Genomic DNA, 17,332 nt, shown 5'->3' with positions numbered 1-17,332 from the left:
CCGAATGATATAAGGAATTCAGCCATGAAGGCAAAAATTACAGAGCCCCAATTTAGGATGGGGTTGATATTGGTCACGACACTCTTCTTTATGTGGGGATTGTCGTATGGTTTGGTCGATGTTTTAAATAAACATTTTCAGGAAGCTTTGCACATTTCTAAAGCACAATCGGGGCTGATTCAGGCTGCGTATTTTGGTGCCTATTTTGTGATTGCATTACCTGCGGGTTTATTTATCGAAAAAAAAGGCTACAAAGCTGGGATTATTCTCGGTCTTTCCCTTTATGCAATCGGGGCACTGCTCTTTGTCCCTGCCGCAAATATGATGACATTTAGTTTTTTCTTATTTGCATTATTTGTACTTGCCTTGGGATTAGGTTGTTTAGAAACAGCTGCAAATCCTTACTCATCTGCATTGGGACATCCGTCAACTGCTGAACAGCGGCTCAATTTATCTCAGTCTTTTAATGGTCTAGGGCAATTCTTTGGTCCACTGATTGGCGGTTTGTTTTTCTTTAACTCGGTAGAGGGTGACAGTGCTGCAAGTTTTGATGCTGTGACCTATACCTATGTCGGTATTGCTGCAATTGTCATTGTTTTGATTGTATTTTTTGCTAAAGCAAAACTTCCTGATCTGCGTGAAAATGAGGCGAAACTGGATGCAGCCAATCTTCAAAATAACAATGCATCGATGTGGTCACACGCAGAATTTAAATTTGGCGTCATCACCCTGTTTTTCTATGTCGCCGCGCAGGTGGGGGTAGGTGCATTTTTCATTAACTTGGTGGTAGAAACTTGGCCACAGAGTTCCAGCCAACAAGGCGCATATTTCTTATCTATTGCCATGCTGGCTTTTCTGATTGGGCGGTTTGTCAGTACAGGCATCATGTCAAAAATATCTGCCAACCATTTGTTGCTGATTTATGCTGTGATTAACAGTGTGCTGTGTATCGTGATTTTATCTGGCGCTGAGTATATTTCAGTGATCGCAGCGATTGGTATTTTCTTCTTTATGTCGATTATGTTCCCAACCATTTTTGCGATGGGAGTAAAGAATCTAGGATCTAAAACAAAAATTGGTAGCTCATTTATGATCATGGCGATTGTAGGCGGTGCAATCATGCCTTTTTTCATGGGGAAATTGGCTGATCATTATGGAACTCATATTTCCTATCTATTGCCATTGATCTGCTTTGTGATCGTATTTTTCTATGCGAAGAGCTATCAAAAAATCGCATTGGCACAGATCAATTAATATCCCGATTTTATCGCAGTGAGTGCGATAAGCGTGATAACACCGCCATTTAATAATAAAAGGCGAAAATTATAGGATTAAGGACAATACAATGAAAATTCAAAATGGAAGCCGTAGAAAAGTACACTTCGCAATCCTTGCTTTATCAAGTGGTTTAACGATGAGCTCTGCCATGGCAGCAGATGCTTTTCGTGTAGATAGCCCATGGATGTTTGGAGATTGGAATGGTAAAAGAACTGAGTTAAAGGACCAAGGCTATGACTTTAATATCGGTTATACAGGTGAGTTTGCAGGTGTCATCAATGCAGATCGTGATGGTAAGGGCAATGCTTATGCTGATCAGTGGGCTTTTGGTGCAAACTTTGATTTAAATAAGATATTGGGTTGGCGTGATACAGAAGCAAAAATTGTCATTACCCATCGTGGTGGAAAAGCCCTGAATACTGAAGCGGATGTCATGGCACCTCAATTTAACCAAACGCAAGAAGTCTATGGTCGAGGACAAACTTGGCGTTTAACAGACTTATGGATTAAGAAGAAATTTGTAGATCAGCGATTGGATGCAAAACTAGGGCGTTTTGGTATTGGTGAAGACTTTGCAGGTTTTGATTGTGAATTTCAAAACCTTGCTTTATGTGGTGGACAGGTTGCCAATTGGGCTGGAGATCAATGGTATAACGGTCCTGTCAGCCAATGGGCAGGAAGAGTTAAATACAATATTCACCCAGAATTGGCCGTTCAAATGGGAATTTATGAACGTAATACGGTCAACGCCAATGCGACTACTGCCAGTGATGGTTTTAACTTAAGTACAGATGGCTCAGATGGTGCAGTGATTCCATTGGAAATTGTCTGGCAACCAAAAAAAACCAGTAACAATTTGAGTTTACCAGGAGAGTACCGACTTGGATATTTTGCAAGTACGGTGGATACGCAGAATGTTCAGGTGGATTATTCTGCTCCGGGAATCTCCCAAAAATTTGATGCTGATCATCATAAATGGGCTGCATGGCTTTCAGCAAAGCAACAATTGACTCGCCATCATGGTGATGAATCTCGTGGTTTGACCCTGATGGGACAAGCCACTTTTTATGATGATAAAACCAGTGCATATAGCGATGCGCAAAATATTGCACTGGTCTACAAGGGATTATTTGATGCTCGCCCAAGCGATGAAATTGGAATCGGATTAGCACGGATTGGGGTAAATACCGATGCGATCAAATTTAATGGCAAAGTCGAGAATGAAAAGTTTGATGATGAATTGGATACAGAAATTTATTATGGCTTAAAAGCGACTCGTTGGTTGACAGTACGCCCAAATATTCAATATGTAAAAAATATTGGTGCCAATAAAGCCTATGGTGATGCATGGGTCGGTGGGGTGAAATTTAATATGAATTTCTAAATATTGAATACGCTTAAATATTAAAACTGAGTTGACTTCTAGACTCAGTTTTAATTTGTCAATTATCTGACACAATAAAATCTGTCGCTATTAAAGGTGTGAATTTATAAATGATATAGTTTTTTATAGCAAGCAAGCCCATGGTTAGAGCATGGGCTTTTTATCTCTATTTACTGTTATTAATTTTTTGCATTGTTTCTGTATCCATGAGGGCACGGATACTTTTAAATAATGGATGTTTATCTGTATATTTTTCACCATAGCTAAGATTAAACTCATAATCAAAGTCATCAGGATTAATTCCTTGATTATGCTGTAAAATTGTTTCTAGCTTATCCAAAGCCTTTACTGCAACAGCTTCTTGCGTTAGACCAGCTTCATATTCTTCCCATAATCCAAGTATGGTGTTTCTTAGGGGAGTATCTAAGGATTGAGTAAGTAATAATAGATCGTTACGTTCTTGAACGTCTTTATCTGGATGGTTTTTCTTTTCAGTCGCTGGAACATCACCATTGATTGTCTCGCCTAAATCATGAACAAGACACATCTTTAAAACCCTTGAAAAGTCTAGATATTTTAATTCATCTTCAAATACAAGAGCTAACAGGGCAAGCCTCCAGGTATGCTCGGCTGTACTTTCAATTCTGCCTTTAGAGGTATGAGAGGAACGCATTATATTTTTCAGGTTTTCAGCCTCTTTCAAAAAGAGTAGACGACCTTTAATAATGTCAGTATTCATTTCGGTTTCTTATTCCTATCAAAATTATAGATTTTTACTTTTAATAAGCTTAATAAATGCTTTTTAAAGTAATCTGTTTTGATTTTGGTTACTACGAGAGCAGCTACAGGCTTATGTATTAAATAGAAGCAATCAATAACATAATGTCCAGATGACTTTTTGCTAACATCTTCAATTCAGGCATATGCGTTGATCGCTGCATTGTAAATTCATTATCCGAAGCATTGTATATGGATCAGTAAGGGGCACATCGTGACACAACCTTGGCTATTGGAGTGGTCTACAGCTTATGCTTCAAGATAAATTAAAAAAAGGACAGATGACCTTTTTTTATATTGATCGTAAAATACCTTATCTCAAGAAGATAACTTGGGTCTATGTCACTGTTTATTACCTATTATCTAGGCCTAGTATAGGTTTCAAATATTGATAAAGACTTTGTAAATATAGATAGTTTTGAATGAAGAGTCGTAAAAGATGAGGACTAGTAGTAATGATGAATTAATACAGAATTATATCGATAAGTTTTCTTTATCGCGTTATTTTTGTCCAATATTGTTAGAAAATTTCTTATTAAAACAAATAGAAGCAGATGAGTTTCTGCTTGCACAAGGAAGCTCGCTAAGTAGCCTCTATTTACTTGTGAATGGAAAATTACAAGTAGAACATTACCAAAAAGATGGGAGTTGTGCCGTATTCTCTATTGAAAGGGCTTTTTCCGTGATTGGTGATTTAGAGCTTTTTTTAGATAGTGATATAGGTACAGTAAGTACAGTGACTGCGATTTCAAAAGCGGATATTCTCGAGATATCCTTAAGCAAAATTGAGCAATATGCGTTTAACGATCCAGCTTTTCTACGTTTTATCTGCTCTCATCTCAGTCAAAAATTATATGCTTCAACTCAACTGCTAACAAATGCAACGCTTCCAGCATTTATAAAAGTACGTAAATATTTAGCAATTAGGGCGGAAATGGAGGGGAGTATGATTCACTTGGAAAAACGTGATTCTATTGCTGCTATGTTAGGAATTTCGACCAGACAGCTAAATCGGATTTTAAAAGATTTATCAGACTTAAACATCATTCAGTTTAAAAATAAAACGTTAAAAGTTTTGGATAATGACTATCTCGCTGAAATAGAACCGATAGACTTTTTATAATTTGACAGCGGTGAAATAAAAATAGAATTATGTTCAAGATATTTGGTAAGGATTACAGTAGTCAGTTTATGCTTTGAATTGATTATAGAGGGCGCTACAAACCTTCTTCTTTTATTGCAAGCAAGCCCATGGTTAACGCATGGGCTTTTTAATGTAAATGAACAACTCAGGACAGAAGTTCAGAGCTGCTTTCAGCATGTTTTGACAATGAGCGTAAATCTGAACTAGAAGGAGCCTGATAAATCTTTAGTCCAAATTCAGGAATAATTGCCATCAGATGGTCAAATATATCAGACTGGATTGCCTCATAATCATTCCATACCGTTGTATTGGCAAATGCATAGATTTCCAGCGGTAATCCCTCACTCGTTGGTTGTAACTGACGGATAATTAGGGATTGGTTTTTAGCAATACCAGCGTGTTGTTTTAAGTAGAACTCGACATAAGCCCGAAATGTTCCAATATTGGTTAGGCGGCGCTGGTTATAGACTGACTGATCTTCAAATTGTTGATTAAAGCTGTCCAATTCAGATTGTTTATTATCCAGATATTGATCCAGTAACAGGAAAGCTTTTAATTTCTGTTGTTCTTCATGGGTAATAAAATGAATGCTGGTTTGATCAATAAAGATTGAGCGCTTGATGCGTCTCGCCCCCAACAATTTCATCCCACGCCAGTTTTTAAAGGTGTCAGTGACCAACTTATTGGTGGGAATTGTGGTAAAGGTTTTATCAAAATTCTGTACGGTAATGGTATGTAAGGACATATCAATAACATCACCATCTGCATTTAATGTTGGCATTTCAATCCAGTCACCGATACGAACCATATCGTAGGAAGAGATTTGCACCGATGCCACCAAGGACAGAATCGTATTTTGAAAAACCAGTAACAATACTGCTGCCATCGCACCAAAACCAGCAAGCAGGGTAAAAACATCTTTCTTTAAGAAGGTACCCAAGATCAGCAGACCACAAACGATAAACAAAATCAGTTTGATCAGTTGAAGATAGCCTTTGATGGGCTTATTCAGTGATTTTGGATTACGTTGATAAAGCAGATTAAAGACATTTAAAAGTTCGCTGATGGCCAGTGCAATAGTCAGGAAGATAAACGCCTGTGCAGCCATTTGTATCAGGCCAACCGCTTTTAAGGACAAATGTGGAACTGTGGTAATACCATTTAAAATAACAATGGCAGGAACAATATTCGCCACTCTGCGGATAACACTATGCTGGGAAAAAATTTCACTGTGTGCAAACTTCATTTTTGAAATAAGTTTACGTATCCCACGAACAACGACTTGTTTTGCAATATAATTTGCGACAAAGGCGAAAAAAATTAGAATGGATAATGATGTTAGCATCTCTAGCCATGGATACTGATCAGACCATTCCTGAATATTCTTTAAGAAGGCAAATTTATCCAAAAGTACAACCTCAAAATAGCAGATACGCTATTGTATTGATTGTGAATGACAATAATTTATAAAAATACTTTTTAGCTACATTCGGGCATCAATTACTTACTCAACAAGATTGACAGACTCTCAGAAAGTCCAAGTGAGTATGTGAAGATAAGCATGCAACCGTCGGGGATAGATAAGCCCAGTTTCACGGATCACAATATGCCAATCAATAGTACTTTATTGAATACGATGGGATGCTAAGTTTTAATTTTTAAGACTCAATAGTGGCTGATTTTATCCGCAAGATTAGCAATACGGTTCAGACGGCAAGACTGTGCATCTAACATTTGTCCTTGCCCTTCGGTTTTCGGATCCCAATTACAATACTTGTCGGTGTTTTCCCACCATGCTGCAATCTCATCCATCTGCCGGTCTTTTTTCACACTGTCTGGACGACTGATGATTTTGGCAAAGGCCTGTTGAACGCGGTTCTTATGTTGAGCATATTCTTGGTCCATACAGCTTTGCATTTCAAATGTTACTGCACCACTTTGCTTGATACATTGGCCATAACTGCTGCTTAATTTGGCATGAATATAAGAATCATCTGGAAGGGGACGAGGCATTTCATCATCGGCAAAAGCTGCAAAAGGAAGAAGAGAGATGAACAACAATGTAGTAGTTTTAAATTTTTTCATATATTTGACCTTTAGTTTTATCTTGATCTCGGTATGTGTTCTTGAATATCTTTATGCTTTGATTCGCATTATTGAAGTAAATTCAGGTAGCGTTGCAATTGTGCAGTACGGCCTGCGATACGCTGTATATCATTAAGTTCAGTTTGCAAGTTGTCTGGCTGTGATTGACCATACAGCGTTGTTTCAAGTTCAGCATCACTTTGACGTGATTGTAGCCAAATGCGTTGTGATGCAACCAGTTTTGTTTTCTGGGTAGCATTCAAATGTGATTGTAATTTTTTATAGGTACTATTCAATCGTACATCTTGACGTTCAGCCTCATCTTTTAGACAAGTTGCCTGTTCAATAATACCTTGGGCACTGTTGTCACAGTTTATAAAAGCTTGGCTTAATAAGTTTTCATTTCCTATTGGTGCAGCGAAGACCAAGCTTGAAAAACTACATAAAAAACTAATCGGTAAGCATGCTAATCGTATTTTTTTCATAAGGGATAAACTCTTGATTGATCTATCAGGATGAATGTTGGCTGTTGTGTGAGCTGAGTAAAACCTTGCTTGAGTATCGTCAATCACGCTTTAGCAAAGACAAACAGGGATATCATTTTGACCAAAGTGTATCAATTTTAAACTTGAATAATCATGGATATTTGAATGTTTTTTCCAAAAACATAGATTGTCCTGTACGAATTTCTTTAAAGCTCTGAGATTTATCTTCCGTATAATTACTGCTCCTCAACTGTTTATTCATATAGATTTAAGATAGTAACCCGCATATTCATTTAAATTGAAATTGTGTACATCGCATTTTTTTGGAATTTTATCGCAGACTATTGATGTGAATATATTATGACCGGTTTTTTCACACAATAGTTACAGTGAATATTATTCAAATAGAATGATTTGGGTATCCGTATTTTTATTAAAATAATCAGTCTCTTGAAAAATCAAAATCCCTCAAATTTTGAAGGATTTTGATTTTAGAATGCTTTAAATGGTCTGTGCTCTATTGAGATATAGACGATCTAGCAGAGAAAATAGTGCAGAACCCATAACCAAACATACACCGACAAGACAAGTCATGGTCCAACCTCCATGATGCCATGCATAAACCCCTAAAGCAGAACCACATGCACCACCTGTGAAATAGGCTGTCATATAGATAGAGTTAATCCGAGATTTCGCATCTGGGCGTAAACGGAAAATGATATTTTGATTGCTGGTATGAACCACAGCGAGTCCAAAGCTAATCAGGCCATACCCTAAAATATAACTGGTGAGGTACTTTCCACCGAAATAAAGCAGCGCCCAACTGACGATCATCAACGCTACCCCAATCCATGTCAGGATACTGGTATGTCCACGGTCTGCAATTTTACCAATTTTTGCAGTGGCTAAAGCACCAAATACTCCAATGATCGTTGCAACACCAACCAAAACATCAGGTAATTTAAACGGTTCAGAAGTCAGTAAAACAGCAATCGTTGAAAATAAAATACTCATGGCTGCAAATGCAAAGCCACCAATTATTGCACGATAGACTAAACGACGTTCTTCTTTTAACAACACACCCATCGAGTAGAAAATTTTGCCATAACTCATTTTAAATACAGGTACATGCGGCAGACGTTTTTTCAATAAATAAGCAAGTATTAACATCAATACCGCACTGACAAAGTAAATCAGTTTCCAGTTAAACAGGTTAGATAACAAACCGGCAAGGCTGGTGGAAAGCAATAACCCGACTAAAAGCCCACTCATTAAAAAGCCAACAACTTCACCTGTTTTTTCAGGTTTAACTGCCATCGTTGCAAGAGGGATTAAAACCTGAGCCGCAACTGAAAATAGACCTGTAATAATTGTGCCAACCCAAAGCATGGGTAAATTGACAGCAAAAGCACACATCAATAAACCAATCGCGGCACAAAACATTAACCAAGGAATAAATTTGATTTTATTGACAATATCACCCATGGGCACAATGAATAAAAGACCAAGCGCATAAGACACTTGGGCAAAAGTCACTGTAAGTGCCACTTGTGATTCTGGCATGTTGAAATAGAGTTGAATCGAGTGAATCAGCGGCTGACTATAATAGTTTGCTCCTGCGCATAAACCGCAGGCAATCGCCATCAGCCAAAGTAATGCTTTATTTTGGCTAATATCGAGTTGAGCATTCATAAAAATATCCTAGTTCTTGGAGTTACATACAATAGGCAGTTGCTTCAATTTCAATGAGCATTCCTTGTAAAGCAAGACACGGGACAGGAATCAGTGTACACGCAGGGAAAGGTTGATCTTTCCAAAGTTGTTGCATTTCCTGAATTAAAAACTGATGTTTTTTAGTACTGTGATCGACCACAAGCACTCTTAAAACAGCAATATCCAATAATGATGCATCAGCCGCTTGTAGGGCATGTTGCAGATTGACAAAAGCTTGATGAACTTGTTGTGCAAAATCTTGGGATAATTGTCCTTGTTGGTTTTCACCACCTTGTCCAGATATATGCAAAATACGCAAATAATGGCGTACTTCAGCCACATGACTATACGCAAATGCTGTTGGATTATAAAGTGTATTTGGGTTAATCATTTGGAACGATTTGATCTGCGCGGATTCTGATCTGGAATTCATGGATGACTCTTTTGATTGACTGGAAATTTCCGTCAGTATCAAAGCTTAAGTTAACTTAAGGTCAAGTGAAAATGCCAAGAAAAAACCGAAGTAACTGATCGTATTTATGAATGAATAATCAAGGGGCTGCTAAACAAGGAAACCGTTATATAGAAAAGTGATCAGAAGAAGCACGATGCAAGTGAAGTATTGCTCAGGATTAAAAGTATATAGGTTGGTTATCTTTGTTTTGATACTCTTAGGAAATCCCAGTAAGCACTGACTAGGATTTCGTAGAGGCCTCTCTTAAGCAAGTTATTGGCTATTTTTTATATTCAATGAGCTGAAATAGCGCTGTACTAAAATAACCCAGTCATTAAATAACCTAATCGTTAAATAATGAGTTGTGAATCTACAATTTTGCCCGTTTTCCCTAACCAAAATGGACGGTTGACTTCACCATGACCAAACCAGTCACATTGGTAAAGAGGGATGTGCAGTGGATCGAGATGTTCTTTCACAATCTCAACAATACTTTGCGGGACATTTTTTTGTGGGCATTGATAAAAATCACCCAAGACCAAAGCCTTTAAGTTTGAAGTATCAATACTTTGTAGGAGCTGAGTCAATGAACGTTCAATTCGATAATACGGTTCGCCTACATCTTCAATCAGTAAAACACTCGGCTGATTCAGTTTTAAGGCAGACGGTGTGCCTTGTAAAGTACACAGTACAGTAAGATTTCCGCCTAAGATTTTAACATCTTCAATGTGCTGATCTTGAGCAAAACCATTTGCGCTGGATAAGGGATAATGACCATGTTGGTTTATATCCGCGGATAACAGGCTGATGGTTTTTAAAGCATCATATGACAGGGGGCTATTGTCTAAATTTTTAACGGCAATTTCCTGAAATACAGGCGCATGTAAAGATTGTCCATGATGCATCGCGATATAGTTTAATAACACGGTGGTATCTGAATAACCAATAATGGGTTTATTTAAAATCCACTCATCTAAAAATGGCAATAACATTGCAGCGCCAGTACCACCACGGCCACACCAAATTGCATCAATGTTTGGATCTAAACATGCCTGTTTTAAATCTTGAATACGTTGTTCAACTGTACCTGCCAAATAGCGATGTTGTGAAAATACATGTTCACCCAAACTGACTGTATGACCTAACTGTTCCAAATGCGACTGTGCCAACTGGATATTTTCAACATCTACACAGGCACTCGGCGATACAATTTTAAAATGCATATTCCTTCCAAGTTTCTGCACAATTTAGTGTGCAAGTTTCTTTTTAGACAAAGTAATCATCATGACACCGATGATATTCAGTAAACAACCAAACCATTGTATCGCATTCATATGCTCACCGAGCAAAGCCACAGCCAAAATAATGGTTAGGATCGGGCCAATCGAACCAATCATAGCTGCTTGTGCAGCACCTAAACGAGAAATACTTTGCGCGACCAAAATCGTCGGTAAAACCGTCACCAATAAGCCTAAGGCGATACCATACCAAATGACTTGTGTCGGAAGTTGAGTAAGCAGTTGAATCGGCTGGGGTGTTGCAATGATAAAATGGGTTAGCGTACCAAAACATGCAATGCTTAATGCCAAACCAGTGTAATTCCATGAACCAAATTTTTGAATTAAACGTGGGGTCATGAGTAAGTACGTCGCAAAACAGACCGCACTGGCAAAGACTAAACTCACGCCTAGCCAGAAATTTCCTTCATGCGGTACTGTGCTTTGCTCTTGTAGCATCACAATCACTGTACCACCATAGCTTAATGCAATCGCTAGTATGGTTCTAAAGTTGAGTTTTTGCTTATAAATAAAGCTTGTGGCAATTACTGTCAGTGTTGGATAGAGAAATAAAATAATACGTTCTAACGAAGCACTGATATACATCAGACCAGCGAAGTCGAGCCAACTTGAAAGGTAATAGCCCATCAAACCTGCAGCAACCAATAAGGCCCAGTCTTTTCCTGTCATATTTTTATTATGATGGCGATTGAACCAACACAGTAAAAGGAAAAAAGGCAGGGCACTTGCCATTCGCAATGTCATAAGTACGGTGCTGTCAACCAATGGCGATAATGCGTAAGCCTGTTTAATAAAAATAGCTTTGGTACTAAATAAGAAAGCCGCACCAAGTGCGAAAATCGAACCGAGTTGGGTACTGGATAAAGAAAGTTTCATGAATTTGACTGCATTGACGATGTCGCTATACGACATGTAAATTTGAACAAGCAGTATAAATGTTGTTTTCAATCAGTGGAAATACAAAAAAAGAATGAATTGGCGCAATAAAAGGAATATAAAACACACTTGCTTACTTCTTTTTGTGTGGATTTAAGTAGCATTTAAATAGATTGAAATAAAAATTGTATAAAAATCAACCTTGAAATCCTTGTTTATAAACTGCTCAAATTCAATATGCTATTTTTTGCACAAAAAAGGTGCAACATCGTAATGGCTGGTTCAAGCTGTTCGAGTATTATTAACTGACAAAATGGCAAATAAAAAAAAACTAAAAATTTTTGTAATTGCTTTAGACTCAGTTCTAGGGTAATTCTAATGGTTATTCCAAGTACTTTTTTTTATTAATGAAATTAAAAAATGTAATAAAAACCGACTTACATTTTTGACGGAAAAAATGATAGAAAAGGCCAATATAAGCTGATAAAAAAACCATGTAATTTGTCAGAAAGGTCAATAGGGATGTTAGTTTTTGTGCTAAATCTATTGTTTTATGGACTATTTAAACAGCAAGCTGGAATGCTTAAAAGTGAATCATACTGCTGTAAATGCCAATCAGTAGGGTAGGGTAAGCAGCTTAAAATATCCAAATAAGCTTAAAAAAACATCATTTTTAAAAATTGGAGACAGGATATGTCAAAAAAACTGAGCAGGATAATACGAGAAAAATACAATAAATTGAATATAGGGTATGTCGCACAATTATATTTATGAATCATCAGTTCAAAATATGGGTATTTATTAAATAAATATTGGGTGGTATTTTAAAAAAGTTCAATTAGAATCCAAAAATTCATAACAACGCATCTGGGGGAAACATCGGGTTATTTACGATGTTTACTTGAAGAAAAATTAGCTTGAGGAACGCTCATGCAGATTGGAATCCCAAAAGAATCTGTCGTCGGTGAAAACCGCGTAGCCGCTACGCCAGAGACAGTAAAAAAGTTGATTAGTGCTGGTCATAGTATTGTCATTGAACGAGGCGCTGGTAAAAAAGCGGCTTATATTGACAGTGCTTATGAACAAGTCGGCGCTAAAATTACAGATGATGCCTATACAGGTAGTCAAATTATTTTGAAAGTCCGTGCACCACAAGGTGAGGAAATTCAAAAGCTTGCCGCAGGAACAGCTGTGGTAGCTATGTTTGACCCATACCGTAATACTGAACTTGACCAATTTGCGTCACAACAAGTGTCTGCATTTGCGTTAGAGCTTTTGCCACGAACACTTTCTCGTGCGCAAAATATGGATGTATTGTCTTCTCAAGCCAACCTTGCAGGTTATAAGTCGGTGTTATTGGCCGCTGCGGAATATCAACGTATGTTCCCAATGCTGATGACTGCTGCAGGTACTGTGAAACCCGCTCGTATCGTGATTATGGGTGTGGGTGTCGCAGGTCTTCAAGCCATTGCAACTGCAAAACGCTTAGGCGCAGTTGTTGAAGCAACAGATTTACGTCCAACTGCACGTGACCAAGTCGAATCGCTTGGTGGTAAGTGGTTAGATGTACCGATGTCTGATGAAGAAAAACAAAAAGCTGCCGATGCCGCTAAAAATGGTTATGGCTGGATGCCAGGCGAGCAATATATTCAAGACCAAGCCATCATCGTAGATAAAGCAGTGTCAAATGCAGACATCGTGATTACTACTGCGTTGTTGCCAGGTCGTGATGCACCTCGCTTAATCAAAGCTGAAACTGTTGCCAAAATGAAACCAGGTTCAATCATCCTAGATATGGCAGTTGAATCAGGCGGCAACGTTGAAGGTTCTAAGAATGGTGAAAATGTTGTCACTGACAATGGCGTGACGATTTTAGGTATTCCAAATATTCCTTCTACAGTATCGACAGAAGCTTCGGCACTGTATGCACGTAATGTTTTCAATTTCGTAGAAACTTTGTTTGATCAAGAGAAAAACTTTGCCATCAATCAACAAGACGAAATTCAAAAAGCACTTCTAGTAACTCATGGCGGTCAAGTACTGCTGAAGCGTGGTTAAGGAGAGTCATCATGGTTGAAACTATTACTATTTTCGTCTTAGCCATCTTTGTTGGTTACTACGTGGTTTGGGGTGTCACACCTGCATTGCATACGCCGTTAATGGCAGTAACCAATGCATTGTCCTCAATTATCGTTGTGGGTGCGATGATACAAACTGTTGGAATTCCTGGTGTTGTAGACGCAAGTGTACAATTCCAGTCCGTGAATGTTGTTAGTGTACTTGGTGCAATTGCAGTGTTCTTGGCAAGTATTAACATTTTTGGTGGCTTCGCAGTGACTGCACGTATGCTTGAAATGTTTAAGCCAAAACAAAAGAAAAAAGAGGGCTAATCTATGGAAATCATTCGAGAATATGCAGATTGGTTCTACCTTGTCGGTGCTGTCCTTTTTATCTTAACGTTACGTGGTCTTTCAGGTCCTAAAACTGCGATTGCTGGTAACCGTTACGGTATGATTGCCATGGCGATTGCGGTAATCACCACATTCTTTGTTGCAGATCATCCTGTTGTATGGATGATTGGTGGTGCAATGGTGTTGGGTGCAATTGTCGGTATTGCGCGTGCACGTACAGTTCCAATGACACAAATGCCAGAAACAGTAGCATTGATGCACTCACTTGTAGGTTTGGCTGCGGTACTGATTGCGATTGCTGCAATTTTACATAATAACCAACTGACTGCTTTGTTTGCGCAAAACGAATCTGCTTTAACGGCTGCTGGTGTACAGCATGCGCATATGAGTAAAGTTCATTTATTTGAATTATTCGTAGGTTGTTTCGTAGGTGCGATTACCTTTACTGCTTCTGTATTTGCTTATGGTAAGTTAGCTGCAAAGAAATGGGCAAAAACCATTTCAGGTGCTTGGGTTAAACCTGTTCAAGCGATCATTTTCCTGGCTATGCTGGCGTGTGGTGTGTACTTCTTTACCACAGGTAACATGCAAGCATTCTGGGCAATGACTGCACTGGCATTGGCATTTGGTTGGGTTTGGATTGCACCAGTTGGTGGCGGTGATATGCCAGTGGTAGTTTCGCTACTGAACTCATTCTCTGGTTGGGCTGCGGCAGGTATTGGTTTCACACTTGAAAACAACATGCTGATTGTTGCGGGTTCACTGGTGGGTTCATCAGGTGCGATTCTGTCTTACATCATGTGTAAAGCAATGAACCGTTCAATCATCAATGTATTGTTTGGTGGTGCGATGGGTGGTACGGCTGTAGCATCGGTTGATAAAGGTGAGCAAGTTCAACGTAATTACCGTTCTGGTTCTGCGGATGATGCGGGCTTCTTGATGTCAAATGCTGACAGTGTTGTGATTGTACCGGGTTATGGTATGGCGCAAGGCCGTGCACAAAATGCAGTGAAAGAATTGTGTGAAATCTTGAAAGAGCAAGGTGTAACGGTTCGTTTTGCAATCCATCCAGTTGCGGGTCGTATGCCTGGTCATATGAATGTATTGTTGGCGGAAGCTGATGTTGCATATGAAGACATCTTGGAAATGGATGAGATCAACTCTGATTTCCCTGCGACTGATGTTGTACTGGTAATTGGTGCGAATGACGTTGTTAACCCTGCGGCTAAAGATGATCCAACTTCACCAATTTATGGTATGCCGATTCTTGAAGCACATAAAGCACGTACCATTATGGTGATCAAGCGCTCTATGGCAACAGGTTATGCAGGTCTAGACAATGACTTATTCTACAATGACAAAACCATGATGATCTTTGGTGATGCTAAGAAAGTTGTTGAAGAGATGACAAAAGCAATCAATGGTGGTGGGCACTAAGCCGCTATCGGATTAAATCCACCCCAACCCTCCTTTGATAAAGGAGGGAGCCTAACCGCCTTCGGGCGGTTTTTTATTTAAGCAATTTTAATGCTATGATTTTGATAAAAACCGACTGAATAAAAAATGATGAATCAACCATTTAAAATAATCTGTAACAGCTTAGGCATCTATTTGGCATTTTCCTTGTCTATAACGCATGCACAAATTTTTCAAATTCAAGATGGCTCGAAACACTATGATGCCGTAATTGATATTGCATGTGAAAAAGATGAATGTGGAGCTAAGGCCGAAGTAAAGCTATTTAAAAAGGGCAGTAAAGCGGTATTTCAAGCATTTCACTCTGATGACCTGACTATGTATTTGGATGAAAAGTTTAAACCGAGTGTTAATGTTATACAGCTTTATGACGAACAAAGCCCTTTGATTTTTGATGATTTTAACTTCGATGGAACAGAAGACCTCGCGATTAGAAATGGTAACTATGGTTCTTATGGCGGTCCTGTGTATGACATTTATGTATTTAATCAAAGCAAGAATAAATTTGTTTTAAGTCAGGAGCTGTCTGCACTCACTCAAGAAAATTTAGGTATGTTCGAGCTAGACAAAAAGCGCAAACGTATCATCACCTTTAATAAAAGTGGCTGTTGCTACCATATTCGTTCTGAGTATCAAGTTGTACCTAGAAAAGGTTTATTGCTGGTTCGAGAGTTTATTGAGGATGCTACTTCACCAAAAGGTGATCAAGTTGAAGTCACAGATCGTAATCTGATCAATGGAAAATGGAAGGAAAAGACCAAGTATTATCCAACTGCAAAATATTATGCTCAGTAGTCACAATTTACCTCGTATACCTATTCTGTATTGATATCGCTATATGATGTAAATCAACAGATGTTGAATTGTGGGGCAGAGTAAGATTTTATGAATAGAATGATTTCTTTACGTTGTGGCGTTAAATTTTAAGCATAAAAAAGCCCATCCAAAGATGAGCTTTTTTAATTAAAACTGAAACTTAGTGAGGAATATGTTCTTCATCTTCAAATTCAGGTTTAACTTGTACGATAAAGTCTTGACGGTTAAGACCACGCCACAATGCAAATGCAGTACCGATATAGATTGAAGAATATGTACCCACAAATACACCAATAAACATAGCAACTGAGAACCAGTGTAAGCCATCACCACCCAAGAACATCATTGCAAGTACAACCAGCAATAATGTCATCGAGGTATGAATAGTACGTTTTAAGGTTTCAGTTAAGGCAATATTCACAATTTCTAACGGTGTCGCGCCACGAATCTTACGGAAGTTTTCACGGATACGATCCGATACAACAATGTTATCGTTTAACGAGAAGCCGATTAAGGCAAGAATAGCCGCTAAAACAGTAAGGTCAAATGGCCATTGCATCATTGCAAAAATACCAATCGTTACGATCACATCGTGCAGTAATGAAAGCACTGCACCAACTGCAAGTTTAAACTCAAAGCGAATGGTCACGTAGATCAGCATAAGTAGCATTGCAAGTGCTACAGCACCTGCAGAGCGTAAATATAGCTCATTACCGACTTGACCACCGACAGAGTCAACCTTATGAACAACGGCAGTGTTATTCGGCAGTTGAACCGCTTTGGTGATGGTATTACTTAAGTCTTCAACTTTAAGGTCTTGCGCTGGCATACGTACAATTAAGTCTTTATTTGAACCTAATGTTTGTACAACTGCATCTTTAAAGCCAGCTTTATCCAAATTAGAAATCACGTCTGCTGGTTTTGCCGCATATTGATAGTTCAATTCTGCAGAAACACCACCAGTAAAATCTAAACCAAGATTTAAGCCTTTGGTTGCAATAAAGAAGATACTTGCAATGGTCAAAAGGATTGAGATGATTGCCGCTGGTTTGGCAATCTTCATGAAATTAATTACATGCTCATCATCAGGGCGACCATATTTCTTTTTCGGTTGAGTCACATCAGTCATCTTCGA

The 17,332-nt window shown here is 38.5% G+C and carries 16 protein-coding genes; 7 read left to right on the top strand and 9 right to left on the bottom strand.

The features are described from left to right. Window positions 1-24 precede the first annotated feature (24 nt). Both fucP and FY049_RS05385 read left to right on the top strand, forming a co-directional pair. Complete coding sequence (fucP, locus tag FY049_RS05390) at window positions 25-1,254, top strand: L-fucose:H+ symporter permease (protein WP_004818999.1); 1,230 nt, start codon at window positions 25-27, stop codon at window positions 1,252-1,254. 91 nt (window positions 1,255-1,345) lie between these two features. After that, entirely contained in the window at window positions 1,346-2,662 is a 1,317-nt protein-coding gene (locus FY049_RS05385) for a carbohydrate porin (RefSeq protein ID WP_446083306.1), read from the top strand. Between the two features lie 166 nt (window positions 2,663-2,828). On the opposite strand, the gene FY049_RS05380 is transcribed toward FY049_RS05385, so the two are convergent. Beyond that, on the bottom strand, window positions 2,829-3,401 hold the full coding sequence (locus FY049_RS05380; protein WP_446083305.1) for an HD domain-containing protein: 573 nt from the start codon (window positions 3,399-3,401) through the stop codon (window positions 2,829-2,831). A gap of 477 nt (window positions 3,402-3,878) precedes the next feature. Between FY049_RS05380 and FY049_RS05375 the strand changes: the two genes are divergently transcribed. Beyond that, on the top strand, window positions 3,879-4,562 hold the full coding sequence (locus FY049_RS05375) for a Crp/Fnr family transcriptional regulator (protein ID WP_446083304.1): 684 nt from the start codon (window positions 3,879-3,881) through the stop codon (window positions 4,560-4,562). A 166-nt stretch (window positions 4,563-4,728) separates the two neighbouring features. On the opposite strand, the gene FY049_RS05370 is transcribed toward FY049_RS05375, so the two are convergent. From FY049_RS05370 to FY049_RS05340, 7 genes are all read right to left on the bottom strand, one after another. After that, window positions 4,729-5,991 carry a mechanosensitive ion channel family protein gene (locus FY049_RS05370; RefSeq protein WP_446083303.1) on the bottom strand — a complete coding sequence of 421 codons (1,263 nt, stop codon included), beginning with the start codon at window positions 5,989-5,991 and terminating at the stop codon, window positions 4,729-4,731. A 257-nt stretch (window positions 5,992-6,248) separates the two neighbouring features. Next, window positions 6,249-6,596 carry a hypothetical protein gene (locus FY049_RS05365; RefSeq protein WP_252715973.1) on the bottom strand — a complete coding sequence of 116 codons (348 nt, stop codon included), beginning with the start codon at window positions 6,594-6,596 and terminating at the stop codon, window positions 6,249-6,251. Window positions 6,597-6,736: 140 nt separating this feature from the next. Continuing rightward, on the bottom strand, window positions 6,737-7,153 hold the full coding sequence (locus FY049_RS05360; protein WP_105713345.1) for a lysozyme inhibitor LprI family protein: 417 nt from the start codon (window positions 7,151-7,153) through the stop codon (window positions 6,737-6,739). 501 nt (window positions 7,154-7,654) lie between these two features. Continuing rightward, on the bottom strand, window positions 7,655-8,845 hold the full coding sequence (locus FY049_RS05355; RefSeq protein ID WP_004723176.1) for an MFS transporter: 1,191 nt from the start codon (window positions 8,843-8,845) through the stop codon (window positions 7,655-7,657). Window positions 8,846-8,867: 22 nt separating this feature from the next. Beyond that, a complete protein-coding gene (locus FY049_RS05350) occupies window positions 8,868-9,299 on the bottom strand; it encodes a RidA family protein (protein ID WP_004723174.1) in 432 nt (143 codons plus the stop codon). Between the two features lie 371 nt (window positions 9,300-9,670). Further along, entirely contained in the window at window positions 9,671-10,543 is an 873-nt protein-coding gene (locus FY049_RS05345; RefSeq protein WP_224964743.1) for a S66 peptidase family protein, read from the bottom strand. 24 nt (window positions 10,544-10,567) lie between these two features. Continuing rightward, on the bottom strand, window positions 10,568-11,494 hold the full coding sequence (locus FY049_RS05340; RefSeq protein WP_224964744.1) for a DMT family transporter: 927 nt from the start codon (window positions 11,492-11,494) through the stop codon (window positions 10,568-10,570). A 930-nt stretch (window positions 11,495-12,424) separates the two neighbouring features. On the opposite strand from FY049_RS05340, the gene FY049_RS05335 reads away from it, so the two are divergent. The 4 genes from FY049_RS05335 (at window position 12,425) to FY049_RS05320 (ending at window position 16,176) form a co-directional block, all read left to right on the top strand. Then, entirely contained in the window at window positions 12,425-13,552 is a 1,128-nt protein-coding gene (locus FY049_RS05335; protein WP_004723168.1) for a Re/Si-specific NAD(P)(+) transhydrogenase subunit alpha, read from the top strand. An 11-nt stretch (window positions 13,553-13,563) separates the two neighbouring features. Continuing rightward, window positions 13,564-13,884: a proton-translocating transhydrogenase family protein gene (locus FY049_RS05330; RefSeq protein WP_004723166.1), complete on the top strand. Its 321-nt coding sequence runs from the start codon at window positions 13,564-13,566 to the stop codon at window positions 13,882-13,884. Window positions 13,885-13,887: 3 nt separating this feature from the next. Further along, entirely contained in the window at window positions 13,888-15,342 is a 1,455-nt protein-coding gene (locus tag FY049_RS05325; protein WP_004819021.1) for an NAD(P)(+) transhydrogenase (Re/Si-specific) subunit beta, read from the top strand. A gap of 126 nt (window positions 15,343-15,468) precedes the next feature. Beyond that, a complete protein-coding gene (locus tag FY049_RS05320; RefSeq protein ID WP_446083302.1) occupies window positions 15,469-16,176 on the top strand; it encodes an XAC2610-related protein in 708 nt (235 codons plus the stop codon). Between the two features lie 181 nt (window positions 16,177-16,357). Here FY049_RS05320 and secF read toward each other — a convergent pair whose 3' ends face one another. Then, on the bottom strand, window positions 16,358-17,326 hold the full coding sequence (gene secF, locus FY049_RS05315) for a protein translocase subunit SecF (protein WP_004723159.1): 969 nt from the start codon (window positions 17,324-17,326) through the stop codon (window positions 16,358-16,360). Window positions 17,327-17,332 lie beyond the last annotated feature (6 nt).

This window comes from Acinetobacter sp. 1125_18A (genome assembly GCF_052824985.1).
The sequence above is the reverse complement of the archived record's forward strand: the minus strand, read 5'-3'. Positions and strand labels throughout refer to the sequence as shown.